The sequence below is a fragment of the Ferdinandcohnia sp. Marseille-Q9671 genome (assembly GCF_976954385.1).
Window position 1 is genome coordinate 739,654 of sequence record NZ_CDRJTA010000001.1, and the last position, 26,966, is coordinate 766,619.

General features: G+C 36.9%; 29 protein-coding genes. 7 read left to right on the forward strand and 22 right to left on the reverse strand.

The window, feature by feature from the left end; translation table 11 throughout:
• Positions 1 to 3: 3 nt before the first annotated feature.
• The 3 genes from ACWNMY_RS03935 to rpmG form a co-directional block, all read right to left on the reverse strand.
• Complete coding sequence (locus ACWNMY_RS03935) at positions 4 to 798, reverse strand: DUF92 domain-containing protein (RefSeq protein ID WP_449536978.1); 795 nt, start codon at positions 796 to 798, stop codon at positions 4 to 6.
• Entirely contained in the window at positions 791 to 1,366 is a 576-nt protein-coding gene (locus ACWNMY_RS03940) for a 5-formyltetrahydrofolate cyclo-ligase (protein WP_449536979.1), read from the reverse strand. The genes ACWNMY_RS03935 and ACWNMY_RS03940 overlap by 8 nt, the downstream gene beginning before the upstream one ends.
• A gap of 65 nt (positions 1,367 to 1,431) precedes the next feature.
• Positions 1,432 to 1,581: a 50S ribosomal protein L33 gene (gene rpmG, locus ACWNMY_RS03945; RefSeq protein ID WP_057998762.1), complete on the reverse strand. Its 150-nt coding sequence runs from the start codon at positions 1,579 to 1,581 to the stop codon at positions 1,432 to 1,434.
• A 355-nt stretch (positions 1,582 to 1,936) separates the two neighbouring features.
• Between rpmG and ACWNMY_RS03950 the strand changes: the two genes are divergently transcribed.
• A complete protein-coding gene (locus tag ACWNMY_RS03950) occupies positions 1,937 to 2,296 on the forward strand; it encodes a hypothetical protein (protein WP_449536980.1) in 360 nt (119 codons plus the stop codon).
• Positions 2,296 to 2,796, forward strand: coding sequence for a hypothetical protein (locus ACWNMY_RS03955; protein ID WP_449536981.1), 501 nt, complete (start codon positions 2,296 to 2,298; stop codon positions 2,794 to 2,796). Before ACWNMY_RS03950 ends, ACWNMY_RS03955 begins: the two co-directional genes overlap by 1 nt.
• A 33-nt stretch (positions 2,797 to 2,829) precedes the next feature.
• On the opposite strand, the gene phoU is transcribed toward ACWNMY_RS03955, so the two are convergent.
• The 10 genes from phoU to ACWNMY_RS04005 form a co-directional block, all read right to left on the reverse strand.
• Complete coding sequence (phoU, locus tag ACWNMY_RS03960; protein ID WP_449536982.1) at positions 2,830 to 3,489, reverse strand: phosphate signaling complex protein PhoU; 660 nt, start codon at positions 3,487 to 3,489, stop codon at positions 2,830 to 2,832.
• A gap of 65 nt (positions 3,490 to 3,554) precedes the next feature.
• On the reverse strand, positions 3,555 to 4,361 hold the full coding sequence (pstB, locus tag ACWNMY_RS03965; RefSeq protein ID WP_449536983.1) for a phosphate ABC transporter ATP-binding protein PstB: 807 nt from the start codon (positions 4,359 to 4,361) through the stop codon (positions 3,555 to 3,557).
• Between the two features lie 27 nt (positions 4,362 to 4,388).
• Positions 4,389 to 5,273 (reverse strand): phosphate ABC transporter permease PstA, encoded by an 885-nt coding sequence (gene pstA / locus ACWNMY_RS03970; RefSeq protein WP_449536984.1) that lies wholly within the window; start codon positions 5,271 to 5,273, stop codon positions 4,389 to 4,391.
• A gap of 1 nt (position 5,274) precedes the next feature.
• The gene (pstC, locus tag ACWNMY_RS03975) at positions 5,275 to 6,216 is read right to left on the reverse strand and encodes a phosphate ABC transporter permease subunit PstC (protein ID WP_449536985.1); all 942 of its coding nucleotides are present in this window, start codon (positions 6,214 to 6,216) and stop codon (positions 5,275 to 5,277) included.
• Between the two features lie 128 nt (positions 6,217 to 6,344).
• Positions 6,345 to 7,325 carry a PstS family phosphate ABC transporter substrate-binding protein gene (locus ACWNMY_RS03980; protein WP_449536986.1) on the reverse strand — a complete coding sequence of 327 codons (981 nt, stop codon included), beginning with the start codon at positions 7,323 to 7,325 and terminating at the stop codon, positions 6,345 to 6,347.
• A gap of 212 nt (positions 7,326 to 7,537) precedes the next feature.
• Complete coding sequence (locus ACWNMY_RS03985) at positions 7,538 to 9,649, reverse strand: peptidoglycan D,D-transpeptidase FtsI family protein (protein ID WP_449536987.1); 2,112 nt, start codon at positions 9,647 to 9,649, stop codon at positions 7,538 to 7,540.
• Between the two features lie 351 nt (positions 9,650 to 10,000).
• The gene (locus tag ACWNMY_RS03990) at positions 10,001 to 11,287 is read right to left on the reverse strand and encodes an MFS transporter (protein ID WP_449536988.1); all 1,287 of its coding nucleotides are present in this window, start codon (positions 11,285 to 11,287) and stop codon (positions 10,001 to 10,003) included.
• 299 nt (positions 11,288 to 11,586) lie between these two features.
• Entirely contained in the window at positions 11,587 to 12,195 is a 609-nt protein-coding gene (gene sodA, locus ACWNMY_RS03995; RefSeq protein ID WP_449536989.1) for a superoxide dismutase SodA, read from the reverse strand.
• A 186-nt stretch (positions 12,196 to 12,381) separates the two neighbouring features.
• Positions 12,382 to 12,864, reverse strand: a complete 483-nt coding sequence (locus ACWNMY_RS04000; protein WP_449536990.1) for a DUF456 domain-containing protein — start codon at positions 12,862 to 12,864, stop codon at positions 12,382 to 12,384.
• A gap of 65 nt (positions 12,865 to 12,929) precedes the next feature.
• Entirely contained in the window at positions 12,930 to 14,564 is a 1,635-nt protein-coding gene (locus tag ACWNMY_RS04005; protein WP_449536991.1) for a Na/Pi cotransporter family protein, read from the reverse strand.
• Between the two features lie 278 nt (positions 14,565 to 14,842).
• Here ACWNMY_RS04005 and ACWNMY_RS04010 point away from each other — a divergent pair, with 278 nt between their 5' ends.
• Together ACWNMY_RS04010 and ispG are read left to right on the forward strand one after the other, a co-directional pair.
• Entirely contained in the window at positions 14,843 to 15,169 is a 327-nt protein-coding gene (locus tag ACWNMY_RS04010) for a LysM peptidoglycan-binding domain-containing protein (RefSeq protein WP_449536992.1), read from the forward strand.
• A 132-nt stretch (positions 15,170 to 15,301) separates the two neighbouring features.
• The gene (ispG, locus tag ACWNMY_RS04015) at positions 15,302 to 16,402 is read left to right on the forward strand and encodes a flavodoxin-dependent (E)-4-hydroxy-3-methylbut-2-enyl-diphosphate synthase (protein ID WP_449538381.1); all 1,101 of its coding nucleotides are present in this window, start codon (positions 15,302 to 15,304) and stop codon (positions 16,400 to 16,402) included.
• Positions 16,403 to 16,467: 65 nt separating this feature from the next.
• Here ispG and ACWNMY_RS04020 read toward each other — a convergent pair whose 3' ends face one another.
• The 5 genes from ACWNMY_RS04020 to ACWNMY_RS04040 form a co-directional block, all read right to left on the reverse strand.
• Entirely contained in the window at positions 16,468 to 16,863 is a 396-nt protein-coding gene (locus ACWNMY_RS04020) for a DUF4190 domain-containing protein (RefSeq protein ID WP_449536993.1), read from the reverse strand.
• A 100-nt stretch (positions 16,864 to 16,963) separates the two neighbouring features.
• A complete protein-coding gene (locus ACWNMY_RS04025) occupies positions 16,964 to 17,377 on the reverse strand; it encodes a Fur family transcriptional regulator (RefSeq protein ID WP_449536994.1) in 414 nt (137 codons plus the stop codon).
• Positions 17,374 to 18,219, reverse strand: a complete 846-nt coding sequence (locus ACWNMY_RS04030; protein ID WP_449536995.1) for a metal ABC transporter permease — start codon at positions 18,217 to 18,219, stop codon at positions 17,374 to 17,376. Before ACWNMY_RS04030 ends, ACWNMY_RS04025 begins: the two co-directional genes overlap by 4 nt.
• 4 nt (positions 18,220 to 18,223) lie before the next feature.
• The gene (locus tag ACWNMY_RS04035) at positions 18,224 to 18,997 is read right to left on the reverse strand and encodes a metal ABC transporter ATP-binding protein (protein ID WP_449536996.1); all 774 of its coding nucleotides are present in this window, start codon (positions 18,995 to 18,997) and stop codon (positions 18,224 to 18,226) included.
• A 244-nt stretch (positions 18,998 to 19,241) separates the two neighbouring features.
• Complete coding sequence (locus ACWNMY_RS04040; protein ID WP_449536997.1) at positions 19,242 to 20,111, reverse strand: YitT family protein; 870 nt, start codon at positions 20,109 to 20,111, stop codon at positions 19,242 to 19,244.
• Between the two features lie 91 nt (positions 20,112 to 20,202).
• Between ACWNMY_RS04040 and ACWNMY_RS04045 the strand changes: the two genes are divergently transcribed.
• On the forward strand, positions 20,203 to 20,460 hold the full coding sequence (locus ACWNMY_RS04045) for a DUF2624 domain-containing protein (protein ID WP_449536998.1): 258 nt from the start codon (positions 20,203 to 20,205) through the stop codon (positions 20,458 to 20,460).
• Between the two features lie 154 nt (positions 20,461 to 20,614).
• Here the strand turns inward: ACWNMY_RS04045 and ACWNMY_RS04050 are convergent, their stop codons facing one another.
• Both ACWNMY_RS04050 and ACWNMY_RS04055 read right to left on the reverse strand, forming a co-directional pair.
• Positions 20,615 to 21,508 (reverse strand): deoxyribonuclease IV, encoded by an 894-nt coding sequence (locus ACWNMY_RS04050; RefSeq protein ID WP_449536999.1) that lies wholly within the window; start codon positions 21,506 to 21,508, stop codon positions 20,615 to 20,617.
• Between the two features lie 303 nt (positions 21,509 to 21,811).
• Positions 21,812 to 23,119, reverse strand: coding sequence for a DEAD/DEAH box helicase (locus ACWNMY_RS04055; RefSeq protein ID WP_449537000.1), 1,308 nt, complete (start codon positions 23,117 to 23,119; stop codon positions 21,812 to 21,814).
• 275 nt (positions 23,120 to 23,394) lie between these two features.
• Between ACWNMY_RS04055 and vrrA the strand changes: the two genes are divergently transcribed.
• Both vrrA and ACWNMY_RS04065 read left to right on the forward strand, forming a co-directional pair.
• Complete coding sequence (gene vrrA, locus ACWNMY_RS04060; protein ID WP_449537001.1) at positions 23,395 to 23,952, forward strand: VrrA/YqfQ family protein; 558 nt, start codon at positions 23,395 to 23,397, stop codon at positions 23,950 to 23,952.
• A gap of 111 nt (positions 23,953 to 24,063) precedes the next feature.
• Entirely contained in the window at positions 24,064 to 25,011 is a 948-nt protein-coding gene (locus ACWNMY_RS04065; RefSeq protein WP_449537002.1) for a 4-hydroxy-3-methylbut-2-enyl diphosphate reductase, read from the forward strand.
• Positions 25,012 to 25,085: 74 nt separating this feature from the next.
• On the opposite strand, the gene ACWNMY_RS04070 is transcribed toward ACWNMY_RS04065, so the two are convergent.
• Together ACWNMY_RS04070 and ACWNMY_RS04075 are read right to left on the reverse strand one after the other, a co-directional pair.
• Positions 25,086 to 26,207: a Nif3-like dinuclear metal center hexameric protein gene (locus ACWNMY_RS04070; protein WP_449537003.1), complete on the reverse strand. Its 1,122-nt coding sequence runs from the start codon at positions 26,205 to 26,207 to the stop codon at positions 25,086 to 25,088.
• Complete coding sequence (locus ACWNMY_RS04075; RefSeq protein WP_449537004.1) at positions 26,204 to 26,908, reverse strand: tRNA (adenine(22)-N(1))-methyltransferase; 705 nt, start codon at positions 26,906 to 26,908, stop codon at positions 26,204 to 26,206. Before ACWNMY_RS04075 ends, ACWNMY_RS04070 begins: the two co-directional genes overlap by 4 nt.
• Positions 26,909 to 26,966 lie beyond the last annotated feature (58 nt).

A 26,966-nucleotide genomic window follows, 5' to 3' on the forward strand; every position in this document is an offset into this window, starting at 1 on the left:
ATTTTATCCTTGTAAAAACGAAAGGAAATATGTCCCAATTCCGGCAGCAGCGAGTATAGATAAAAAATTCACCATATCATTATCACATATAGATATTCCTTTTAAATATGAAGTTTGTTTACCACAATGGGTTGTTTTTTCTGTTTCTAATCCACATACAGAGCATGAAAATACTACTTGGATTGTTGCTCCCATTATTGTATCAAGCACATTACCGAAGAAGCCTATCAAGGTCAAGCCAATGACAAGACCAACGGAAAGTTCTTGCCAAACCAAATAGGAAAGAACACTTATTAGGAATGCGCCAGATAGGCCCGCAAGTGTCCCAAGCATTGATACGGCTCCAGAGGTTCCTGCATCTACCCGTTTCATTTGCGTAAGGAGAATTGGCCTTTTTTTACTAAGTGTTCCAATCTCTGAAGCCCATGTATCTGCAGTCGCAGCAGCAATCGCCCCAACAAAGAACAGAAGCCAAAAAACGGAATCCGTAAACGAAAACATAAGACTTGCAAATGCTGCTACTCCTCCGTTTGCAAACACTTGAACAATGTCGCGTTGCTCTCCTTTTTCCACCTTATGTTTTAAACTGTCCTTATTATGTGATTTCAATTTACTCCACAAACTTGAGCTTGCAAAGAACACTCCGAGTAATAGTAACCCATTGTACCCAAACCCTGCCGAAACAAGGGTCCCAATAATAATTGTCCCTACTGCGCCACTTTTCGTTAGGGATCTAAGCTTATATCCGATAATGGCTACTGCAAGTGTAGCTAAAATCTGGACATATAAATCAATCATGACAGTCAATCACCTTCACATTTGTCACCACTTGTTGAACTGGAATATCAAAAGATTCCACCGGGATCTCGTCAACAAGCTGAATAGGGAAAGCTAACGAAAGTGTATGTCCTTCAAATTCAGCCAAATACCGATCATAATAGCCCCCACCATGTCCCAACCTGTACCCATCTTTCACAAAGCATAGACCTGGAACTATCAGTAACTCAATTTCATTATGTAATACCTCAATTGTTTGTTCTATAATTGGCTCTTGAAGTCCATAATAAACTACTTCTAACTGAGCAAAGGATGTAATCTCATGAAATGACATTGTTTTTGACATAGGATGGCATTTTGGCACCACAACCCGCTTCTTCTCTTCCCAAGCTTTCTCAATCAGATATTTGGTATTAACCTCGTATTCTCCTGATATTGTGATTGTGATTCCAATTGTCTTCGCGTTCGTCCATTGCGGTAGTGTTACTACTTTCTCGGTAATTTCCATTGACCAGAGCTCTAAGGTTTCTTTTTCAATAGAACGTAGCTTTTCCTTCATAGTCTTTCGCATGTCGTGCTTCTTCTTCATATCGATCATCTCCCCTCTGCTTTACTATTTGTATATAAAAAAACAGCAGGAATTGCTTCCCACTGTTACTTTGTTTCGCGGTGTAGAGTAACCTTTTTTAATCTTGGGCTATATTTCTTAACTTCAAGACGGTCCGGGTTATTACGCTTATTTTTAGTTGTAATATAGTTACGATCGCCTGTTTCAGTACAAGCTAAAGTGATTTTAACACGCATGTTTATTTCCCTCCAAACATATAAAGCTTTAATCAGACTTACCTATCATACCACTTAACTGTTCAAAATTCCAGTCTTATTTTTGAATAAAAAGATCAAAAGTGCAAGCACCTCGTTCAGCCCTGACAAGCATAAGACGATTTAGAATAGAAGGCGCTCTTTGCCTTCGATTCTAAATTGGCTTATGACCTCGAAGGGCTAGGTGCTGGAACTGGACGCAAAAACACTTATCCATAGTAATATTATCATTTACTTTAGAGTAGTAGGAAGTGGCATAAATGAGGATATCAGAATTCTCATCTATTGTCCACACTATCAAGTTAGGATATGATAAGAAATGGAATGGAGTGAAGGTATGGAATACGCAATAATTACTTTACTAGCTATCGCAATTATTCTACTTGTAGCGTCCTTTTATGGTAAGGATCGTATAAAACAGATGCAAGAAGAAATGGAGCAGCTTTCGCTTTCTGTTATTCAGGAAACCTATCTACTAAAAAAGAAAATAAAAGTTCTAGAGGAAGAGCTTCTTACAAACGATATTGATTATGATATGGGACCACCGCAAACAAGTGCCATGTCACTTTCAAATTCCTCGATTCTATCTCTTTTTGATAAAGGCTTAAGCTATGAAGAAATTGGAAAAAAGACAAATCTACCTGTTGAAGAGGTTCGACTTATTCTTGAACAAGCTAGAAAAATGGGGCTCATTTAATGGATAAGTTACTGTTACGAGGAATTTCAATTGGTATTGTTGTTTCAACGATTGTGTATGGTTATTTCTACTATAATGATAAACAAGAAAAGGATTTCACAGAAGCACAGATAAATGAATATCTAGAAGCAAATGGGCTTAGAAAAATAACGATTGACGAATACAATAGACTTCAAAAACAGGAACAACCAGAAGCATCTGATCCAAAAAACAAAGAGACTAAGATGGAATCGCCAAAGGAAATTGCGGAATCTACAGAGCCTCCAGCTTCTGAACAAAAAGAGCAACCTGAGAAAAACAATTATGTGTTAACAATTGATCCTGGAATGTATAGTACCCAAATCGCAGAATCCTTGGAGATTGCAGGGATTATTACGGACTCAACTGTATTTAATGATTATCTTGTTGAACACAATTTAAATACGGCCATTCAAGTTGGGACGTATGAGGTTAGTCATGAAATGAGTATCGAGGAAATTGCGGATATGATAACAAAATAACTAAGAAAGCTCAAGCGAATGCTTGAGCTTTTCTTATGCATTTAGGTCAATTTTTTTACCCTTGACCATAAAGATGATATGTTCTGCCATATTTGTAGTATGGTCAGCGACTCTTTCAAGATGACGACAGATAAAGGATAATTGAGTGATTTGCGTAATTGAATCAGGCTTGCTTGGCATTAGTTCTAATAATTCTTTTACGATTTGTCCATATAACGTATCAATCGCATCGTCCGCTTCTGCCGTTCTAATCGCTAAATCAACATCCCTATCAATATAAGCCTTGATCACATTATTAAGCATATCTAACGCCATATCCGCCATTCTTGGAATATCCACAATTGGCTTAATTAATGGTCCATTTCCAATATGAAGAATAGACTTTGCGATATTTACGGCTAAGTCCCCAATTCGTTCAACATCGTTTGAAATCTTAAGCCCAGCAATAATGGCGCGTAAATCTGATGCAACTGGTTGCTGTTGTGCAATCAATTGAATGATTAAATTATTGATTTCTTCCTCTAACTCATTAATTTTATAGTCTTCATCGATAATTTGTTGAGCCATTACTTTATCCTGATGTGCAAGTGATTGTACTGATTTTTCAACGGCTGTCTTCGATAAGTTTACCATCTCAATTAGGAGTTCTTTAAGACGCTCAAGATCTTTATCTAAACTAGTACGTATGGCCATACCAAACACTCCTTATCTTTTTTTTCAAAAGTTCATACTGTTTTTAAGCTTTTCAAGCCTACAAATTATCCAAAACGGCCTGTGATGTAATCCTCTGTCCGCTTGTCTGTAGGATTTGAGAACATTTTATCTGTTTTTGCATATTCAATGATTTCTCCGCTTAAGAAAAATGCAGTCCGGTCAGATATACGTGCAGCCTGTTGCATGTTATGAGTAACAATGATGATACTAAAATCTTTCTTTAGCTCTTGAACTAGCTCTTCAATTTTTAATGTTGAGATTGGATCAAGTGCAGAGGTTGGTTCGTCCATTAAAATAACGTCAGGTTCGATCGCAAGGCAACGGGCAATACAAATTCGTTGTTGTTGTCCTCCAGAAAGACCGTATGCATTTTCATGAAGTCTATCCTTTACCTCATCCCAAATAGCTGCTCCACGTAAGCTTTTCTCTACGATTTCATCAAGTATTTTTTTATTCCGTATCCCATGAATTCTAGGACCATAAGCAATATTATCGTAAATCGATTTTGGAAAAGGATTTGGTTTTTGAAACACCATACCTACTCTTGTACGAAGTTCTTCTTCTTTATATGATTTATCAAGGATGTTTTTACCTCGATATGAAATTTCTCCTGATATACGAACAATCGGGATTAACTCAACCATTCTATTTAATGTCTTAATATACGTTGATTTTCCGCATCCAGATGGGCCAATAATAGCTGTAATTTCATTTTCATAGATTGGGAAGTTGATGCTTTTAAGAGCATGATCATCCCCATACCAGAGATTTAAATCCTTCGTATCAAATACAATCTTTTTTTCACTTTCATTTATATTCAACTGTTGGTTTGCAGCAACTTGTAATGACATCTGTGTATTCCTCTCCCTTTTTTCAGATTAGAATCTTCGTTGGAATTTATTTCGAATAACGATTGCAATTGAGTTCATTAAGAATAAAACCAATAATAAAATAACAATCGTTGCCGCTGCAAGGTTCGCGTATTCTGCTACTAATGCAGAGTCAAGTGTCCAATAATAGATTTGCATAGGTAATACTGTGAATTTATCAAATATACTATCTGGTAATGGAATTAATAGAGCTGGTATACCAATTACAACTAGCGGCGCTGTTTCTCCGATTGCTCTTGACAGTGCAAGAATAACTCCAGTTAAAATTCCGGGTAAGGAAGCCGGAAGTACTACGTTTTTAATGGTTTGCCATTTCGTTGCACCCATTCCATAGGAAGCCTCTCTCAAATAGCCAGGAACTGCACGAATGGCTTCTTGAGCTGAAACTACTACAATTGGTAGAACTAATAAGGACATGGTTAGTCCACCTGCTAGTACGATATTGCCTAGTCCAAAGCTACGTACAAATATTGTAAGTCCTAATATACCGAATACAATGGAGGGTACACCTGCAAGATTAGATATATTCATCTGAATAAATTGTTGGAGGCGACCTTTCTTTGCATATTCTTCAAGATAAATAGCTGTTCCTACACCTAAGAATAGTGTAATAGGAGCAACAACTAGCATTAACCATACAGTTCCAAGAATAGCTCCCATAATTCCCGCATTCTCAGCAACTGTTGATAACTTGTTTGTTAAGAAGGGAATATCAATCCAGCCAAGACTCTGGGAAATAACTCGATAAAATAAAATAACCAAAACGACTAAACCAAACAGGGTTGATAAAAAGAAAATAGTTTTGGCTACATTGTTTGTTGCCACACGATTGTTTAGTTTCTTCTGCACCTGGGCCATATTTACGTATTTCATTTTAATATTCCTCCTTAAACTTACGAGAAATATACTGTGCAAGTAAGTTCATAGCTAATGTGAACACGAATAGTGTAATAGCTACAGCATATAAACTATAGTACAAAGTTGAGCCGGCCGGCGCATCTCCACTATTTACTTCAACGATATATGAAGTCATTGTTTGCATTGATTGGGTTAGATCAAATGTAAAGTTCTTGGAGCTTCCACTTGCAATGGTAACGATCATCGTTTCACCGATCGCTCTTGAAATACCAAGAACAAATGAAGCTATAATTCCAGACATTGCAGCAGGAATAACAACCTTCCATGTTACTTCAAGTTTTGTTGAGCCAAGACCAAGAGCACCTTCTCTTATTGAATGTGGTACAGAGCTCATCGCATCCTCGGAAAGAGATGCAACCATAGGAATAATCATGATTCCCATTACGATACCTGGACTGAGGATATTGGTTGGTTCAAGACCAGGGAATATTGATCGTAAAAGAGGTGTTACGAACGTTAAAGCAAAGAAACCATATACAATGGTCGGAATTCCCGCAAGAATTTCAAGGATTGGTTTTAAAACTTTCCGTACACGATCTGAAGCATATTCACTTAGGTAGACCGCTGACATCAATCCAATTGGAATTGCGACAAGCATTGCAATAGCCGATGAAATAACCGTTCCTGTTAATAGAGGTAGTACCCCGAATTCAGCATTTTCGCCTAGGGGTTTTAACACAGTACCTGTAAAGAAATCTAAAAAAGGTACTCGTTTAAAAAACTCAAATGTTTCAAATAACAAAGTTAGAACAATACCAATTGTTGTTAAAACAGAGATAGTTGCAATTAATAGTAAGCCTTTTGGTATGACTTTTTCTATAACTGTATTTATGCTTTTGCTGCTCTTGTTCTTCGCAATCATCTCACGAACATTTACAGTTTTCGTTCCTTCCTTCATAATAAACTCCCTTCAATTCTTTTTTCTTTTTATAGAGACCAATTTTTAGAGACAAACTTTTTTCTATTTAATGAGACAAACATGAAGGTGAGATCAGAGTTTGTTCTCACCTTCTTTGTATTCGTTTCTTATTTTAAAGCTTCTAATTCTTCAACTACTTTTTGTAAATCTTCTTCTGGAAGTGGAGCAAATCCAGTTTCAGCAGCTACATCAGCAGCGTTCTTCATTGTGTAAATTGCATAATCTAATACTTGTGACTTTTCTTTAGCCATGTTCACATTTAGGTACGTAAATACTGGTCTTGTAAATGGAGCGTAGTCACCATCTTCGCTGATTGTATCAAGATTTGGTTCAACAGCACCGTTACCAAAATCAATTTTTACAATTTTCACTTTGTCCTTGTTATTCACTGCATATCCATATCCGAAGAACCCGATTGCGTTTTTATCCTTTGACACTAAATCTACTAATGTAGAGTACTCTTGTTGAAGATTTGCTTCTGCTACTAAATCTTGCTCTTCTAAGATGTTTTCCCAGAAGAATTCATAAGTACCATGGTTTTCGTTAGGTCCGTATGTTTTGATTGGTTCATTTGGGAAATCAGAACGTACATCAGACCAGTTCTTCTTACCGCCACTAGCAAGGAAGATATCAATAACTTCTTGTTGTGTTAATTCTTCAGCCCAATCATTATCAGGGTGGACAACGAATGTTAATCCATCAAGAGCTACCTTTAATTCTTTCACTTCAATTCCTAAGTCTTCAGCAGTTGCTGCTTCTTCGTCTTTAATTTGACGTGAAGCATCATTGAAATCAGTTCCGCCTTCTTCAACTAGGAACTTTTTGAAACCAGCACTTGTTCCAGCACGACTTACTTCTACTGATACATTTTCTTGTTCATTTACCATATAATTTTCTGCCATCTTTGACATGAACGGATATACAGTTCCAGATCCATCAATTACAACGCTACCTTCTAATTCTGCACTTTCACTCTCACTGCCTGATTGTTTGTCGTTTTCTTCAGTACTACTTTCGTTCCCACATGCTGCTAGTACAAGCATTGAGAATCCTATAATTGCTAAAGCTAAAAGTTTCAAACGTTTCATTTCCTAAATTCCCCCTAAGAGTGAGTTTGTATTTCTTTTGTCCTACAAACTTAGAATAATCTCATTCTATTAATCTCGTATGAATTGAATGTAAAGGTTTTGTAAATTCGAAGAAATTGATGAATTCACCCATTTTATGTAGAAAGCTGTAGTTGAGTAAATATAAAAAAGCCTAACGAAAAATTCGTTAGGCTTCTTTACTCGTGTTCAATTTATTGACCTTCTGCTTCATCTTCAGTTGTTTCTTCATTTTGTTCAGTAGTTGGTACAGCTTCATCATGAGGCTCTGTAGCTCTCTTTTCTTTTAACTCAAAATATTTATCTAAAATCGCTTCCCCAACTTTAAGGTTCATATTATGTGACGTATTACCATAGTAAGCGTAAGGTATCACTACAGCAAATGCTACCTCTGGATTGTCAAATGGAGCATACCCGACAAGTGTACTATTCACTGCCTCGATACCATTAATAAACGATTGGGCAGATCCTGTTTTCCCGGCTGCGTTATAAGGTTTACCTGAAAAAACGCTACGAGCAGTTCCTCCTGAGCCTTGAAAAACTAATCTAAAGCCTTGTTGAACACGATCGAAGTATTTTTGATCTATATCGACTTTATTCATTACGGTTGGTTCAAATGGCACCTGAATTGGACCGAGTTCATTTTCTTCCATGGTCGGTTGATGAATCTGCCTCACAATTTTTGGTTGCATTCTGTACCCACCATTCGCAATTGTGGACACGTACTGAGCTAATTGTAAGGTTGTATACGTATCATACTGTCCAATCGACAAGTCCATTAGTAGACCAGGAGTTAGTTGAGTTCCAGGATAACCTGTAGCCTCTCCCGGTAAATCTATCCCTGTCTTCACACCTAAACCGAATTGACTAAAATAGTTTCTCGCAACGCGAAATGCATCAGTGTCTATTGAAATTGGTTGACCATATGCATAATTACCACCAGCTAAATCAAGAAATGTCTTAAACATATAGACGTTAGATGACATTTCAAGTGCTTTTAAATCATTAGTGTCTCCTAAGTTTTTCCATGAACCTTTTAATGAGCCTTGTGAACCAATTTTCATTGGTGAATCATAGTACCTCGAACCAATACCAAGTACACCCGTATCGTAACCCGTTAACATGGTGGCACCTTTGACAGCTGAACCCATCTCATACGCAGCGTTCATTGTGCCTAACGCATAATCCTGGAACCCCATGTTGCCATCTTCTCCTCTTGCATAGACCTTTCCAGCCATACTTAAGAGTTCTCCTGTTTTAGGGTTCATCATGACGACAAATGCGCGGTCGAGATATTGTGTTCCACCCATTTGTTTATGTGCTTTAATCTGTTCCTCAAGGATTTGTTCAACTGCTTGTTGAAGTTCCATATCAATAGTTAGTACTAGGTCACTACCTCTTTGACCTTCTGAAATTACAATTGTTTCTTGTACTGCATTGCCTTTGATAACATTCTCTACCTTAGCCTTTTGACCATGTAATACCGATTCATATTGAGCCTCTAAATAACTCAACCCTACACGATCATTACGGTTATAGCCCCGAGATAAATAATAGTCTAATTTATCACCTGGTAACCCTTCATCCGTATCGGAAATTCTTCCAAGAATAGATTTAAGTGTATGGTCATATCTATAGTCACGAATCCAATCTGTTGTTGTATTAACACCTGGTAGGTTTTCGAGGTTTTCACTTACAATGGCATATTCCTCAGGTGTGACATTTTCATTTTTAACAATTTGAGGGACAAGCGCATACCCTTTTGTCATCTCGCGGAAAATGGCAGCTACCTCAAGCTCCTCTTCTGTGATGACTTTAAGATCCTTCTCCGTTATACGGTCAATTTGAAGCTTGTAAATGTCTGTGCTTGATAAATCCCCATCTTCCATTTTCTTAAGCTCTTTTTTTGTTACTAACTTTTCTGCTTCTTTCGGATATTTAAGCATCCAAAAATCCTTTAAGTCACGTTCGGTTACCTTATCGGTCTTCATTTCAATAATTTTAGCAAGTTCTTCAGCTACAACAAGTACTTCTTCTTGCTTTGTACCTCTTGCTCTCGTATATGTGATCGCATTTAACGCTTGATTATCAACGATAACATTTCCCTTTGCATCATAGATCTTTCCTCTAGGTACAGGCAGGTTTACAACTTCATTTTCTGTCTTTTCTACTTCTTTTTGAAACTTCTCACCGTGAACAATTTGTACTACACCTAGTCGTAGGACTAGTGCAGAAAAAAGAAGAAAAACAGCAAAAAACAACATATTTAACCGAAAAGGAACATGTGATTTTTTCTTTTTTATCATGTCTATCAACAACCTTCATATGGGTTTATTATTTATTTTATCATGCAATTGATTTCTTATGAATGAAATACACCTTGTATAAATTCACCAAAAGTCCAAGAGAGCATTGGCAAAGAACAACAGCGCAAGCCCCTCGAAAATGAACGTCCACTAAAAGCTGCCACGTCCTGTGCAAGTCCGACAGGGGCACCTTGAGGGGCTTGGCGCTGGAACTAGACGTAGAAATAAATATCAACAGTTCAAAAAATTTTATAATTCCTAAACAATTAAAAAGACACCCGGTCAGGCCAGGTGCCTTCTTTTCTATTGTAAAAGAAATTCAAGTTTTTTACCATACGTAATTAACACCAATTAAGCTGTTGAACCACCTTCGCCCTCGATGAGCTTTCTATTTGCAGCTGATTTAGATTGAACTGGACCAGCAGCATCAGGTGTTTTGATTTTCCGTATCGAAAAGTAAAGAATTAAATGTCCTGAACCTACAATAGCTAGTAGAATAGGTATACTTTGTTTGTCATCAAAAAAGGTAACTGCTAGCAAGAATAACAAAATAGATACAATTCTTCCCATATTTAAAAATAGTTCTCTCACAACTACATACTCAATTCTCATTTCCTTTGCATTCCAAGCCTTCCCTATTACATCATATGTTAATGAATTATATGGAACCAAAAGAATAGGATATGCAATTCCAATAATTATTCCATATATAATCAGCCTTATATAGGTTACCTCAAACAGAATGGCAAAGATTGCAAGATAAATCAATAAGCCCCCAACAAGGATGGACTTTTTGCGCATTTTCTTTTTGATTAACCTTGTTGCAATAAAATAAAATAAAAATGATACGGCTGAATTAATTAATCCAAATTTACCGAGAGCTAATTCGCTTCCTGTTTCCACAAAGACGAAAACGGAGATAACAAAGACAAAAGTACCCTCGCGAATCCCTTGAAAGAAATGAGCATGTAGGATATGTTTCCAGTTTGAATTGTTCTTTCGTTCCGTAAGTATCCTTCTAAATACAAAATCGCCCTCTGCTTTTCTTCTTTTTAAGAAAAAACTAAGAACAACTGCCCCCGCAAACAAACCAAGCGAAATCCCAAAGATAACGGTATACCCTGTTGTACTTTCCATTGAATGAATGATGAATCCTGCTGCAATGGGCCCAATCATTCCTGAAAATGAACCGAGCAGTCCTAAAAATCCGTTAAAAAAATCACGGGTTTCTGGCTCAGTTATTTCAAAGGTTAACACATTAAATGCCAACCAATAAAAGCCATACCCAATACCTAATAGGGCCCCTAATAGGAGAAGATACTGAGAGGCATATTCACCAATCGATAATACCGTGATATAAAAAATGGCTAAGAATGATACTCCAAGCCGCAATACGATCACTCTATCAATTTTCTTGGCCCATCTACCCGCTATAATAAAGGTTAATGGCTGCAGAACCACTACTGCTAAATTATACAAACCTAAATCTTTAAAGTCTCCTGACTGCTTCCATAGATAGACGTTCACAAACGTATTTGATAAAGCGATACTAAGTGCATACAATCCACCAATCACTAATAATAAGATTAAATCCTTGTGAACCGGCACATCACCGAGTACCTTTTTAAAACGAAACATAAGCTGACTCCCCTTTTTAATCTACTAGTTAGTGTGTCAAAAACAAGGGGAGATATTCGATTTCTGGGCAATAAAAAGCTAGTAGACGAATGAACTGGCCTTTAAACTGTTGACAAACGCTCCCATACTGCGGTACTTGCCTCTCTCGTCGGCCCATAAAAGCCGTCTTCGCTCGATTGCGCGCCTTGTCTTCGAGCGTTTTCGAGACAGTCTGGGATCAAAAAAAAGAGTGTAGACAAAATCATATCTGATTGTCTACACTCTGGAACCAGTAATCGTATCTACTGGCATAATTTTTATTATTTTGCAGCGTTATAACGGTTTGCTACTTCTTCCCAGTTAACTACATTGAAGAATGCAGCAATATAATCTGGACGACGGTTTTGGTAGTTTAGGTAGTAAGCGTGCTCCCAAACATCAAGACCAAGAACAGGAGTTTTACCTTCCATTAATGGAGAGTCTTGGTTTGGAGTGCTTGTTACTTCAAGTTCTCCATTGTTCACTACTAACCAAGCCCAACCAGAACCGAAACGAGTTGTTGCTGCTTTTGTGAACTCATCTTTGAAAGCATCTAAGCTACCGAATTTGCTGTTGATTGCATCAGCTAAATCTCCAGTAGGTTCTCCGCCACCATTTGGTGAAAGAATAGTCCAGAATAGGCTGTGGTTAGCATGTCCACCGCCATTGTTTCTTACTGCAGTACGGATGTTTTCAGGTACTGCATCTAAGTTAGAAACTAACTCTTCTACTGATTTGCTTGCAAGCTCTTCGTTACCTGCTAAAGCGTTATTTACATTTGTGATGTAAGTATTGTGATGCTTTGTGTGGTGAATGTTCATTGTTTCCTTATCGATGTGTGGCTCTAATGCATCATAAGCATAAGGTAGTTGTGGTAATTCGTATGCCATTTTTTTTTCCTCCTTAAATATGTACAATTGAACATTTGAAAACGTTACCGCCTTCAGTAGTCCTCATTTGTTAGATTACCAAAATTAGTATTATCTTTCAAATAAAAAGCACTATTGATTACTACTTACTTCGTATAAACTTACTTTCACCACGTTTATATTCTCCCTGTTCAATAGGTTTATTCATTAGAATACAACAAATAAAAAATACACAATCATAATAACCTGGATAACTCCTTTTGCAACAACTCCACTTAGAAACCCTACAAGAGAGCCTATTCCGCTCTTAAATGCACCCTTTACATCCTTCTTATGAACAAGTAGTTCTGCCACAAATGCTCCAAGAAATGGACCAATGATTATCCCTGCTATCGGAATGATAAACGGCCCTATAAGCAATCCAATCGTGCTACCCCATACAGCGGCTTTACTTCCACCATACTTCTTCACTCCAACCAGGTTGGTTGCGTAATCAGCTCCTAGTAAAAGCAGTAAAAATAGACCTTCAATTACCCAAAACCAAATCGTTAATGATTCAAAGCCCTGGAAAAGACCATAAACCAAAAAGCCTCCTGCAATGAAAAGAACGCTTGGAATAATTGGATAGACAAGACCTACAAATGAAATGACAAATAATAAAATAATTAATATCCACATTAAGATGCCCACTATAATCATTTCTCCTTTCAAAAAAATACAAGGCTTTATGCCTTGTATCCTTTGGTGTGTATGAATTATAAATCACGTTCTCCTAAAACTGCTTCAGCAATATTAACCGCATGGTCACCGATTCGTTCTAAATTACTGATAATGTCAACAAACACGATTCCAGCCTGTCCGGAGCATTGTCCCTCATTTAAACGCAAGATGTGCTTCTTACGTAATGAACGTTCCATTGTGTCAATTTTTTCTTCTTGTTTTACAACATCAATTGCTAATGTGCGATCATTATTTTGGAGACTTTGAACAGCTTCATTAACAGTATAAATCGTTAATTTAAACATTTCATTTAAATCTTCCAGTGCACCCTCAGTAAGTTTAACTTTATTGGAGAGCTGATAGTCGACTAATTCAACTATATTTTCAAAATGATCCCCAATTCTTTCGATATCACGGACAGAATTCACTAGCATTGAGTGTAATTGTGATTCCTGTGGAGATAGTGATCTTGATGAAAGCTTAATTAAATAGTCAGTAATCTTTTTATCTAAATTATTAATAGCATCTTCGATTTGCATAGATGTATCTGCGTGCTTTTGTGTTTTCTCGTTCAAATACGTATTCGATTCCTCAAGACCCTTAACTGCGAATTCACCCATTCGCACTACTTCTTCTCTCGCTTGACCCAACGCAATAGCTGGTGATTGTTGAATAAACACAGGATCAAGATGTTTCGCCTTATATTCGATAAGTGAATCTTCACCTGGAATTAATTTCGTCACAATAAATGCCAAAGCAGCAATGAATGGGAATTGAATAATTGTATTCGTCACGTTGAATGTACCATGAGCAAATGCAATTGTCATTTCAGGATTTAAGTTTAATGAACCTTGTAAAAACAAGATAACCTTTGTGAATGGTACAAGCAAAAGCATAAAAATAATTGTACCAATTATATTAAAGATAACATGTGTTAATGCAGCCCTTTTCGCCGCAACGGAAGCACCAATCGATGCTAAAACAGCTGTAATCGTTGTTCCGATATTGTCACCAAATAAAACTGGTATCGCAGCATAAATATCTAGAAGACCTTCCCCAAATAACTCCTGTAAAATACCAATTGTGGCACTTGAACTTTGAACAATAACTGTAAATACAGTACCAATGACAACACCAAGTATCGGATTATCACTCATACTAACAGTTAATTCACGGAAAGCTTCAAGTGTACGTAGTGGCTTCATCCCGTCCCCCATTAGCTCTAATCCTAGGAAGAGTGAACCAAAACCGAAGACGATTTGGCCAAAATTATGTATTTTTTTACTTTTAAAGAAAAATAGCAAGATTGCACCAAGAGCGATAATTGGAAGTGCGTAGTCGGAAATCTTAATACCTATAATAAAGGCTGTAATTGTTGTTCCGATATTTGCTCCCATAATAACGCCAATTGCTTGTCTTAATGTCATAAAACCAGCACTAACTAATCCTACAACAATAACTGTCGTTCCAGAACTACTCTGGATTAAGCATGTTACGAAAACACCAGCTAGTACACCCATGAAAGGATTAGTTGTAAACTTATCTAGAATATCCCGAAGTTTATCGCCGGCAGATTTTTGTAAACCATCACCCATGTACTTAATACCGAATAGGAAGATACCAAGACCACCAATAAACTGAAATATCATACTCTGTACGTCTAGTTCCACTTTGCCAACTCCTAAATTTTTTATCGAAATTTGTAAGCAAACACACAATAAAAATAGTAACGCAGTACTTTTTTATTGTAAAGAATTAAATTATTTAATTTTTTATTCTATTGTAATTTGGGTTTTCTATACTCTCTTTACTCTATTTTTCACTCTTGTATGTAAAAGTATGTATTTCTATCATGTCTAGTAAATTTTTGCCTCAATTCTATCATTTTAAGCATATATCGTTAGGACAAGCATATGTTGTAATAGGTAGAACTTTTGGAGGTAATAGGATGAAACGATTAGTAGCATTTCTATCAATTGTATTTATTTTATATATTATTTATTACGATGTTAGAATTGGAACCTTACCAGATGCAAAAAATGAAACAATAGAAGTAGAAGAAGTAATGACACATACACCAAGTATTCCATTTAAAGATGTCAAGGTAAAAGCAGGGGACACATTATTATCGATAGCGGAAACAATAAATGCTGGAAATCAACTCTCATCCATTGAATCAGTAATAAAAGATTTTGAGCAGTTAAATCCAGATACGAAAGCAGACCATCTTCAAATCGGGAAAACGTATAAATTCCCACTCTATACAAAAGAATAAAGGCGCTTTTCTTGTCAATTTTTCGTTTCAACTGTAAAATAGGCAGGAAGTTGTTTTTTTAACTAGATATTTTTCAAATAAAGGATTACCCTTATATAGTAATTAATAAGAAGCTTTAAACCTAAAGGAGCGATATTCGTGAGTGAAATCATCCATCGTACAAAAACAAGACCTGTTAAAGTAGGGAATTTAACGATCGGTGGTAACAATGAAGTAGTTATCCAAAGTATGACCACTACAAAAACACATGATGTAGAGGCAACAGTTGCTGAAATTAAACGTCTAGAAGAAGTAGGATGTCAAATCGTCCGAGTAGCATGTCCCGATGAACGTGCTGCAAATGCCATTCCAGAAATCAAAAAAAGAATTTCAATTCCTCTTGTAGTTGATATACATTTTGATTATAAATTAGCGTTAAAAGCAATTGAGGGAGGAGCCGATAAAATCCGGATCAATCCAGGTAATATCGGCCGCAAAGAAAAGGTCGAAGCAGTAGTAAAAGCGGCCAAAGAAAAAGGAATTCCAATCCGAATTGGTGTAAATGCTGGATCACTAGAGAAGCGAATCCTTGATAAGTATGGGTACCCAACTGCTGATGGAATGGTAGAAAGTGCCTTACATCATATTAAAATTTTAGAGGATCTTGATTTCCATGACATAATTGTATCAATGAAAGCATCAAATGTACCTCTCGCCATTGAGGCATATGAGAAAGCTGCACAAGCTTTCGATTATCCACTTCACTTAGGTATTACTGAATCAGGTACACTCTTTTCAGGAACAGTTAAAAGTGCTGCTGGTTTAGGAGCTATTTTGAGCAAGGGAATTGGAAATACTGTACGTATTTCATTAAGTGCAGATCCAGTTGAGGAAGTAAAGGTTGCTCGTGAATTATTAAAATCATTTGGGTTAGCAGCAAATGCAGCTACCTTAATATCTTGTCCAACATGTGGACGAATTGAAATAGACCTTATTAAGATTGCAAATGAAGTGGAAGAGTATATTTCAACTATTAAAGCACCTATTAAGGTCTCAGTATTAGGATGTGCTGTTAACGGACCTGGTGAGGCTCGTGAGGCGGATATTGGTATCGCTGGCGCTAGAGGCGAAGGATTACTATTCCGCCACGGTAAAACCGTTCGTAAGGTTCCTGAAGAGACAATGGTAGAGGAACTGAAAAAAGAAATTGACAAGCTTGCAGAAGAATACTACGCAAAACAAGCACAAAAATAAGCTAATAGACAAAAACAGGCCCAACGCAAATGCGTCGGGCTTGTTTTTTGCTATATATGATTTTGTTAAAAAAATGGGAGGATAAAGATGCCAACAATGATTGAGATAGCACCAATCCCGATTGCCCATGCTCCTAAACCAGTTGCTCCACGTTTGCGTGCGATAAATCCAATAATAATACCCGCTGCTCCCATTAAGACAGGCATTACAAATAAGGAAATAATTGATAATGCTAGGGCTAACCATCCCATACCAGTACCACCCACTGCATTATCGTTCGTGTTATTTCCCGTATTATTCGCTTCTCGTTTAGCAGGACCATAATTTATTGGAGCGGCAACTTCAGCTGCCGTTTCCTCATTATAGCTTGAGTCAGCATTTGCACCTAAATTAGAATCAACGTAGTAATCAAAATCATTATTCTCTAGTGAATTTTTTACGTTTTTATCTTCTTCTGCCATGCTTATCCCTCGCTTTCCTTATGGTAAAGGAGCATTTATAGTATGAGTGAAAGGAGGGATAAATATAATTGTTAATCATTTCAAGTAAAAGGTACTGATTTTATATCCTACATTCCGGGCAAGACCCATAGATTTCAAATTTATGTCCCGTAACATCGTATCCAGATAAATTATCAACGACTTTATCCATTGGGCAGGATTCGATTTCCTTCGTTTTTCCACATTCCAAGCAAATAAAATGGTGATGATGATGGGTACCACCACATGTAAATCGAAAATGTTTTTCACCTGATAGCTCCGTCATTTCCAAAATACTAAGGTCAACAAATAGAGATAAATTCCGGTAAATCGTATCAAAGCTTAGCCCAGGATAATTCCCTTTTAGTTGATCTAAAACATCCTTCGCTGTCAAATATTTATCGGAATCAGAAAATAATTCAAGCATCTCCTGTCGTTTTCCAGTATGCTTATATCCTTTTTCCTTCATAAGTTGCATCGCTTCAGAAACATTCATACCATTGCTCTTCCTTTCCACAACTTTTTCCAACCAATTGCACCTAATAAAATAAGGATTGCAAGTACTACAATTGTTCCTCCTGGAGCTAAATCAAGATAATAAGATAGCACCAATCCCAAAATAACGGATAGTTCTCCAAACACAACGGAGAGGATGATTGCTTGCTTAAACCCTTTTGCAATCCGAATACTTGCTGCAACTGGCAGTGTCATCAAGGATGATACTAATAAAATACCCACTATTCTCATAGACGCAGCAATAACCAATGCAACTGTAACAATGAAGATAAAATGAATCGTTTTGGCATTTATACCCGAAACTGCTGCATGCTCTTCATCAAAAGATAATAGAAATAATTCCTTATATAAGAAAACAACGATTAAGATAACCAAAACCGAAATCCCTACTACTGTCCATAAATCAGTGCGACTAATCGCACTCACACTTCCGAATAAATAGTTAAACAGATCTGTGTTAAAACCATCTGCTAAAGATAGAAAAATAACTCCTAACCCAATCCCACCGGATAAAATAATCGGAATCGCAAGCTCCTGATAATGCTTATATACCGTACGAAGACGTTCGATAAATAATGATCCGACTACTGAGAAGGTCATTCCCATATAGATAGGGTTAATTGGTTGGGCAAGGCCCAGTTTTTTTTCTAGCAATAAACTTGCTGCTATCCCTGCTAACGTAACATGACTTAACGCATCTGCAATAAGCGAAAGTCTTCTAACAACAATAAAAACTCCGAGCAACGGTGCAATAAATCCAATTAGCAAGCCACTCAGGAATGCATTTTGTAAAAATTCATATTGAAAAATATCTGAAAGCATTGTTTCACCTTCCATGGGTATGATTGTGAGTAATGACTTGAAGTGAATGTCCATAAAACTCGGATAAGTCCTGTTCCTTGACATGTTCAAATTCCTCGGCACTTCCATGGAAATGAAGGTCTCGATTTAAACAAGCCACATGAGAGACTTTCTGTGAAATCGTCCCCACATCATGAGTCACTAAGATTAACGTAATTCCTTTGTTCTTACTTATGTCCTCAAGCATATTGTAAAAGGTTTGAACTGTTTGTGCATCTACACCTACTGTTGGCTCATCGAGGATTAACAATTCAGGATCACTTACAAGTGCACGTGCGATAAAAACACGCTGTTGTTGCCCACCAGAAAGTTCCCCTATATTACGATCTAAGAAATGATCCATTCCAACAGCCTTCAGGGCTTGAACAACTTTCTTCTTGTGCTCTTGTTTTATAAATCGGAACAATCCTAGCTTTGCCGTTAGTCCACTCGAAACAACCTCAGATACAGTTGCTGGAAACCCGGAGTTAAAACTATTCGCTTTTTGCGAAACAAAACCGATTTTGCTCCAGTCTTTAAATTTGGTACTCTCCACTCCAAATAATTCGATGGAACCCTTCTGTATTTTTAAAATGCCAAGAATGCTTTTTAACAATGTAGTTTTCCCGGAACCATTCGGACCCACGATTGCTAGAAAAGACCCCCGTGGAACAACCAAATTGATATGGTCTAAGACGATATGTTCATCATAGCGGAAAGAAAGATCTTTTATAGTTAAAACTGGATTTGTATGTGTCAAGTTATCACCTAACTTTTAGATTATTTTACCTTTTTAAGAATCATTACGATTTGTACTCATAAAAGTATACAAGATGATATGTGTAAAGTAAAGTGGTTTTGACTATAGCCATTCCATTATAAAAAGAAAAAAATAGGATTAACCCTTTTTAAAAAAACCTGTTTTTGAACAGAACTTTTTGAAAAAGTGTTAATCACTTACCTGAATCAATAAAAAAAAGTAACATAAAAGGAGCGTAACCTTTTTAATGAACTGCAGATTTAAATCTACCACCTTTAACTTCATGTGTATCCATTATGGTGATAAAGGCATTTGGGTCAATCTCGTGGATAATCACCTTAAGTTTTGTAACCTCTAGCCTCGTCACAACAACATACACTACTTCCTTTTGTGCGTCCGTATAACCGCCTCTTCCCATAAGTTTTGTGGTCCCACGACCAAGTCGATGTAATATGGCATCTGATATCTCATCAAATTGTTCAGAAACGATTATTGCTGCTTTCGTCTCATCGAGTCCTTCAACAACCGTATCAATCGTTTTAAACGCAATGTAATATGCTAATACAGAATACATGGCGGATTCAATTCCAAACACAAAACCTGCTAATGCAAAAATAAATATATTGATAAACATGACAAATTCTCCAACTGAGAACGGCAATTTTTTCGTTAAGATAATGGATAATATTTCGGTTCCATCCATTGATCCTCCGTTACGTATCACAAGACCAACTCCGGCACCAAGGAGAAGACCTCCAAATACAGCTGCAAGGATAGGTTCTATATCAAAAACGGGAACATGGTGCAGCAAGGTCTCGATAATTGCTAATGACATTATCCCTAAAATGCTAGACCACATAAAGGTTTTTCCAATTTGTTTATAACCTGAATACATAAATGGCAGATTGAATAGTACCACAAGGAAGCCGAACGTAATATAAGACGGGGTTAAATAATCGACAATTAACGAAATACCGATTATCCCACCATCTATAATTTTATTTGGAATCAAAAACAATTCAATTGCAGCTGCAGCAAAACCAGCGCCTATAATAATCATGATTACACGGAACATTTTATGACCGAAACTCTCTTTTTTGTGCACTCTATTCATCTGATCACTCCAATCACTACTTTATGTATTGTTTTATGCACACACCTTACCCGTACGAAATAAACTAACGTGAGGAAGGTGGGAAACGGTAATGAATATATATCAACAAATTATTAACCAAAAACTTAAGACACTTACACCTGAAGATTTAATGAAATATGGTCAGCAATATGACATAGATGTAACAAAGGCACAAGCAACAAATGTATTAAAGTTAATTCGTAAAAGGAAGAATATAAATATATTTAATCCTGAAGAAAAAAATCAATTGTTAAGAGAAATAGCACAAATTACAAGTCCTGAGGTTGCACGTAAATTAAATCAATTATTCTTAAAATTCACGAGTTGAAAAAAGCTGTCAATAAGACAGCTTTTTTCAATATCTAGCCCAATGGCTCCAGCGACTCTGGTCTAATCCAACCGATAAAATGGTAAGTGACTTCTATCAACGCCTTGTCTTAAGGTTGTCACTTAAGGCTATGCGCCTTTAGCCTTTTTCCATTCTATTGATTCAGAATGTCTTCCAGTAAAGCTTTGTTAAATGATTTTGCATGAATCATTTCTATTTCATATTTATATGGTGGCTTTTTATTATTTTTGTCTTCTCCTACATAAGGAGTTTCAAGAATCTTTGGCACATCTTGAAGCGAAGGGTGATGGACAATAGTAGAAAGAGCTTCAAATCCTATTTTTCCAAAGCCTATATTTTCATGGCGGTCTTTTCTAGCCCCTTGTTCGTTCTTACTATCATTTATATGGAGTACCTTTATCCGATCAATACCAATTAACTTATCGAATTGATCTAGAACACCGTCAAAGTCATTTACAATATCATATCCAGCATCGTGGGTATGACACGTATCAAAGCAAACTGAAAGCTTTTCATTATGAGTTACCCCATCAATAATTTGAGCAATCTCTTCAAACGTACTACCGCATTCAGAGCCTTTTCCCGCCATTGTTTCTAATGCAATTTGTACCCTATGATCTTTTGTAAGAACCTCATTTAAGCCTTCGATAATCCTCTTGATTCCAGCCTCAGCACCTGCACCAACATGCGCACCCGGATGAAGAACAATTTGCTTAGCACCAAGTGCCTCTGTACGCTCGATTTCGGACCGTAGGAAGTTTACACCTAATTCAAATGTTGCTGGATTAGTGGTGTTTCCAATATTAATAATGTAAGGCGCATGAACGACTATTTCAGTTATTCCATTTTCTTTCATATGGGCTTGTCCAGCTTCTATATTTAGGTCTTCTATTTTTTTGCGTCTTGTATTTTGTGGTGCGCCTGTGTATATCATAAATGTATTTGCACCGTATGACACTGCTTCTTCACTAGCAGCTAGAAGCATTTTCTTTCCACTCATTGAAACATGTGAGCCTATTTTAAGCATTTGCTACACTCCAATCTCCCAAAACAAAACGAATTTAATCATATTGTATCACAAAATCAAAAGCATCTTGGCGAATTTTGCGCACGAATTTTGATCTGCAACTAGGTGGAATACTAAGACCTTTCCACAATGTTGTAGCGTTCTTTGTCTTTGAGCTTATACTCGAAAACAGCCTTTAAAAACCGTGATCTGCCAAGAGGATAAGCTCTGTTCAGTCAAGTTACAAAACAAAGAATTGTATACTCTTTTATATGTATCCCCCACTTATAGAAGTAGGAGACTTCTTCTTAATAAGGTTACTACTTATTTCTTTTTCAAACGTCTTTGGCGCTTCTTAATGGATTCAATTTCTCTGTTCATTTTTTTCTTATAGCCTGGTTTAACCTTTTTAGGCTTCTTAACAGAGCTCTGGGCATTTTTCTCTACTTCATCAACCTGTTTTTTTCGTGTTTTACGTTTGTTCCGCTCGCTAATCTTCACTAATTCATTTTTTTCGATATCCATATTTATAAAAGTAATACCCATCTTCTCCAGTTTTACAAGTGCATCCTCATCTGAAGGATCGTAAAGGGTAGCAGCAATTCCTGAATAACCCGCTCTTGCTGTCCTTCCCACTCTGTGAATATAGAAATCAAGGTCACTTGGTAGCTCATAATTGATAACATGGCTTACCCCTTCAATATCGATTCCTCTTGCAGCCAAATCAGTTGCGACTACATATTGAAATTCAAGTGAATTGATTTGCTTCATTGCTTTCTTACGTTCACGTGGGGAAAGGTCTCCATGTAATCTTCCAACCTTTAGTCCCTTTTCTATCAGTCCATCTGCTACTTCATCGGCCATTTTTTTCGTGTTTGTAAAAATGATTGCTAAGTATGGGTTATATGCTTCTAACAATTTTTGCAGTATAGATAATTTTTGTCGGTGTCGAAGTGGAATAAGAACATGTTCTACCTTTGCTGCAGTTGCTTGTTCTGGCGCAACATGAGTATATCTTGGATTTTCCATATACTTTTTCAAGAATGGTTTAAGTTTTTCAGGTATTGTTGCAGAAAACACCATAATTTGAAGCTTTTCAACCATTCTTGATGCAATCTGGTCTACATCCTCGATAAAGCCCATATCAAGCATTAGATCCGCTTCATCAACAACAATTGCATCAGCCGTATAAACTTGTAAAGCTTGTTCCTTTATTAAATCATTTATTCGACCTGGGGTTCCTACCACTACATGTGGCTGTATTTTTAATTTATCAATTGCTCTAGCCTTATCCGTCCCACCAACAAACAGCTTAGCTGTAATTGGATTTTCGCCACTAAATTTAACGATTTTACCGATCTCTTGATAAATTTGGTTTGCTAGTTCTCTTGTAGGTGCTGTAATAACCGCTTGTACTTCCTGCTTTGTTGTATCAATTTTATTTAAGATTGGCAGCAGGTATGCGTGTGTTTTTCCAGTACCTGTTTGCGATTGACCAATTGCACTTTCGCCACGAAGTAAGCTAGGTATTAACCGTTCCTGAATTTCAGTTGGTTTTGTAAATTTTAAATCCTGCAATGCTTCCAGTATAAAAGGTTGAAACTGAAAACGTTCAAAGTCTTGTTTTGTCATATCGATCCCTCATTTATTTTAAGTATGTATTGGTTAATAGTACTTAGTAGACATTGTATTACTATGTTGCATCAATAAGATAAGCTTTACTAAAAATTTCGCTTTTTCATTAACCTAACATCTAATTATATAGGAAATAACTAAAAAACTCCAACTAACGTATGATTCGCCTAATTCTGTTAATTCGTTAAACATTTATTTCTATCCGCGCATATTCTAAAAACAAGGTATTACTCTTTCTACTTATCTTAACCAATTTGAAAGGAGGATAAGTTATGTTTATGCAAAGGCAACCTATGAATCACATGAGACATATGAGACAAATGAGACCACCAACTATGTATTCACGCCCATTTGGGTATCCCCCACAAGGTTTGGGAAATGGAATGCAAAGTAGAGGAGGTTTAGGAGGGCTTTTAAAAAGATTATTGCCTGGAATGGGCCAATCAAATCCAATGCAAGGTATGGGAGGCATGATGCCAGGATCCTTCAACCCCTCTCCTCTTCAAGGAATGAACGCTGGTACACTACAGAATTTAGCAAATCCATCCAATATTAGTGCTGTTGTCGGTAATATACAAAAAACACTTAAAATGGCAGAATCAGTAGTCCCCGTGGTACAGCAGTATGGTCCATTAATGAAGAATATCCCTGCCATGATAAAAATGTATAGTGCCATAAAAAATGCCGGTAATGAAACTGAAGAGGAAACCGATAGTATTCCAATATCGGATATAACGTCAAATGATTTTAACGACGGGACAGAAACTAAAGAATCTGACAAACCGAAAGCAACTTCTTCAGGTAAGTCTGTTCCAAAGCTTTACATTTAAAAGTCCTTTGTAATATCCTCGATACTCAGATATAATAAATACGAGATTACGAGAGTATCAATTATACGTATTGATACAGCTGTCCGATTTATGGCTGAGGAGGAGAAAAGCATGGAAGTAATCAAAATAGCACCCCGCGGTTATTGCTACGGTGTAGTTGATGCAATGGTTATTGCAAAGAATGCCGCTTTAGATAAAACATTACCTAGACCAATTTATATATTAGGAATGATCGTTCACAATAAACATGTAACAGATGCCTTCGAGGAAGAAGGAATTATTACGCTTGACGGACCTAATCGTTTGGAGATTTTGAATCAAGTAGAACAAGGCACTGTCATTTTTACTGCTCACGGTGTATCTCCAGAGATTAAGAGAATTGCACGTGAAAGAGGTCTCGTAACACTGGATGCAACTTGCCCTGATGTGACTAGAACTCATGATTTAATCAAAGAAAAGACAGCAGAAGGGTTTCATATTATCTATATTGGCAAAAAGGGACACCCGGAACCAGAAGGTGCAGTTGGAGTAGCACCTGATTACGTTCATCTTGTTGAAACAACTGAAGATGTTGAGAAGCTTGAACTTGATAGTGAAAAGCTTGTTGTAACAAACCAAACAACAATGAGCCAGTGGGATGTTCTTGACGTCATGGAAAAAGTGAAAGAAAAGTTTCCTCATACTGAGGTTCACAATGAAATTTGTTTAGCTACTCAGGTTCGTCAAGAAGCAGTTGCGGAACAAGCCGGGGCAGCAGACTTAACAATTGTCGTCGGTGACCCTAAGAGCAATAACTCTAACCGTCTCGCACAAGTATCAGAGGACATTGCTGGAACGAAGGCTTACCGAGTTGCCGATGTGAGTGACATTCAGCTAGAATGGTTAAATGGAGTAGAGAAGGTTGCTGTTACTGCAGGTGCTTCAACTCCAACTCCAATTACAAAAGAGGTCATTAACTTCCTAGAACAATTTGACCCAGAAAAAGAAGAAACTTGGGAACGAGAAAGAAAAGTTCCACTATTTAAGGTTCTACCAAAAGTAAAAGTAAGTAAAAAATAATATAGTTTTACAGTCATCCTATCGGGACTGCTGTAAATATAGTAAAAGGTACTCATTTAGAGTACCTTTTTATTTTATAAAAACGTAAATGGATCAGTATGTAATTCAGAAGGAAATACAGATACATCAAATTTCTTTTCTGCAAAAGTCTTTGTTAATATTTCTGCTACTCCTTTTTTCATAACCTTTTCAATATGATGGCCTGGATCAACGATATTAAGCCCCATCATCATCGCATCATGGGCTACATGGTAATACATATCACCTGTTACATATACATCTGCTCCAGCCCTTTTTGCTTGAGAAATATATTTATTCCCATCGCCACCAAGTACGGCAACTTTTTTTACTTTGTCAGTCAACGAACCAACGACACGGAGTCCTTCGACTTCAAGCTTGTTCTTCACATGTAAAGCGAATTCTTCAAGTGTCATTTCATTTTCAAGATAGCCAACACGTCCTAACCCTAACACGTTCCCCTCATTTTCAAGAGGATATATATCATAAGCAACCTCTTCATAAGGGTGGGCCTTCATCATAGCTGACACAACCCTTTTTTGCAGGCTACTAGGAAACACGGTTTCAATCTTCACTTCTTCAACCTCTTCTAACCTGCCCTGTTGACCAATATATGGATTTGTACCTTCCTGCGGAAGAAATGTTCCGGTCCCTGGAGTGTTAAATGTACAATGACTGTAATTTCCGATAAATCCGGCCCCTGCTTCTCCTAAAGCCGTTCGAACGACATCTGCAGATTGTTTAGGTACATATACAGCTAGTTTTTTAAGTTTTTCTTCATAGGTTGGACTTAGCACGTCAATGTTTGTTAATTCCAACGCATCTGCTAGTAAGTCATTTACACCACCTACGGCCACATCTAAATTTGTATGAGCCGCATATATGGCAATATTATGTCTAATACATTTTTCAATAATTCTTCCAGAGGGTGTGTCTGTTTGGAGAGCTTTTAATGGACGAAAAATTGGTGGGTGGTGCGCAATAATTAGATCCACATCTTTTGAGATCGCCTCATTTACTACGTTTTCCAATACATCAAGAGCAATCATAACTGTCTTTATTGGTTTATTTAGAGTTCCTATCTGTAAACCAATCTTATCTCCCTCAACAGCAAGATGTTTTGGAGAGAATTGTTCAAACAATTGAATGACTTCGTGTCCATTTGGTATTTTACTCACTTCAAAACCTCCCTCACAATTCTGGCTTTTCTCTGTAGCTCTTCTTTTCGAATCTGATTTTCTGGAGATTCATCTGCTGCTTCAAGCTGTTTTATGATTTTTTCCCAATGTGCTAGTTCATGTGACCATTTCTTTTCGAAAACTGAACTTCTTTCTTTTGCAAGAAAAGGACCTAGTAATAGTTCAATTTCCTTGTTCACATATGGTCGAAGGGGATTACCTCTTTCAGCAACCAGCACTTCATATATTTTCTTATCTTCCTGAAGAATTTCCTCGGTCACTAATTCCCACTCATTATCAATCAACCATTCTCTAATAGTAGATGCACCGATATTTGGCTGAAGGATTAATCGTTCTACCCCAAGGAGCTTATGTTTCCCTTCCTCTAGGATTGTCCGAATAAGCGAACCACCCATACCTGCAATTGTAATACATGTGGCCTCATTCGGCTGAATGACTTCTAAACCGTTTCCTTTACGTACATCTATTTTTGTTTCTAGTTGATTCTTCGCAACTTGTTTTTTGGCTGACTGAAACGGACCTTCCACTACCTCACCAGCAATTCCTTTGGAAATTAGTCCATTTAAATATGCATAGCAAGGTAAATAAGCATGATCAGAACCTATATCCGCTAAAATAGACCCTTTTGGTATGTATGATGCAACTGTTTCTAGTCGTTTTGATAGTTTTTCTTCATTCATAATAACACCACGTCTTTTTTTAGATTAAATTTAATTATACAAGAATCGAAAGGAAACT

Bases quoted from the DNA above. Each gene is read 5' to 3' on its own strand.
- ACWNMY_RS04040 (WP_449536997.1), bottom strand. From the start codon at position 20,111: ATGAATAGAGTGCACAAAAAAGAGAGTTTCGGTCATAAAATGTTCCGT.
- ACWNMY_RS04025 (WP_449536994.1), bottom strand. From the start codon at position 17,377: ATGAATGTTTCTGAAGCGATGCAACTTATGAAGGAAAAAGGATATAAG.
- ACWNMY_RS04065 (WP_449537002.1), top strand. From the start codon at position 24,064: ATGGAAGTAATCAAAATAGCACCCCGCGGTTATTGCTACGGTGTAGTT.
- phoU (WP_449536982.1), bottom strand. From the start codon at position 3,489: ATGGCCATACGTACTAGTTTAGATAAAGATCTTGAGCGTCTTAAAGAA.
- vrrA (WP_449537001.1), top strand. From the start codon at position 23,395: ATGTTTATGCAAAGGCAACCTATGAATCACATGAGACATATGAGACAA.
- rpmG (WP_057998762.1), bottom strand. From the start codon at position 1,581: ATGCGTGTTAAAATCACTTTAGCTTGTACTGAAACAGGCGATCGTAAC.
- ACWNMY_RS03935 (WP_449536978.1), bottom strand. From the start codon at position 798: ATGATTGATTTATATGTCCAGATTTTAGCTACACTTGCAGTAGCCATT.
- ACWNMY_RS03955 (WP_449536981.1), top strand. From the start codon at position 2,296: ATGGATAAGTTACTGTTACGAGGAATTTCAATTGGTATTGTTGTTTCA.
- ACWNMY_RS03940 (WP_449536979.1), bottom strand. From the start codon at position 1,366: ATGAAGAAGAAGCACGACATGCGAAAGACTATGAAGGAAAAGCTACGT.
- sodA (WP_449536989.1), bottom strand. From the start codon at position 12,195: ATGGCATACGAATTACCACAACTACCTTATGCTTATGATGCATTAGAG.
- ACWNMY_RS04055 (WP_449537000.1), bottom strand. From the start codon at position 23,119: ATGACAAAACAAGACTTTGAACGTTTTCAGTTTCAACCTTTTATACTG.
- ACWNMY_RS04045 (WP_449536998.1), top strand. From the start codon at position 20,203: ATGAATATATATCAACAAATTATTAACCAAAAACTTAAGACACTTACA.
- ACWNMY_RS04010 (WP_449536992.1), top strand. From the start codon at position 14,843: ATGAAACGATTAGTAGCATTTCTATCAATTGTATTTATTTTATATATT.
- ACWNMY_RS03990 (WP_449536988.1), bottom strand. From the start codon at position 11,287: ATGTTTCGTTTTAAAAAGGTACTCGGTGATGTGCCGGTTCACAAGGAT.
- pstC (WP_449536985.1), bottom strand. From the start codon at position 6,216: ATGAAGGAAGGAACGAAAACTGTAAATGTTCGTGAGATGATTGCGAAG.
- pstA (WP_449536984.1), bottom strand. From the start codon at position 5,273: ATGAAATACGTAAATATGGCCCAGGTGCAGAAGAAACTAAACAATCGT.
- ACWNMY_RS03950 (WP_449536980.1), top strand. From the start codon at position 1,937: ATGGAATACGCAATAATTACTTTACTAGCTATCGCAATTATTCTACTT.
- ACWNMY_RS04075 (WP_449537004.1), bottom strand. From the start codon at position 26,908: ATGAATGAAGAAAAACTATCAAAACGACTAGAAACAGTTGCATCATAC.
- ACWNMY_RS04020 (WP_449536993.1), bottom strand. From the start codon at position 16,863: ATGGCAGAAGAAGATAAAAACGTAAAAAATTCACTAGAGAATAATGAT.
- ACWNMY_RS03985 (WP_449536987.1), bottom strand. From the start codon at position 9,649: ATGATAAAAAAGAAAAAATCACATGTTCCTTTTCGGTTAAATATGTTG.
- ACWNMY_RS03980 (WP_449536986.1), bottom strand. From the start codon at position 7,325: ATGAAACGTTTGAAACTTTTAGCTTTAGCAATTATAGGATTCTCAATG.
- ACWNMY_RS04030 (WP_449536995.1), bottom strand. From the start codon at position 18,219: ATGCTTTCAGATATTTTTCAATATGAATTTTTACAAAATGCATTCCTG.
- ACWNMY_RS04050 (WP_449536999.1), bottom strand. From the start codon at position 21,508: ATGCTTAAAATAGGCTCACATGTTTCAATGAGTGGAAAGAAAATGCTT.
- pstB (WP_449536983.1), bottom strand. From the start codon at position 4,361: ATGTCATTACAAGTTGCTGCAAACCAACAGTTGAATATAAATGAAAGT.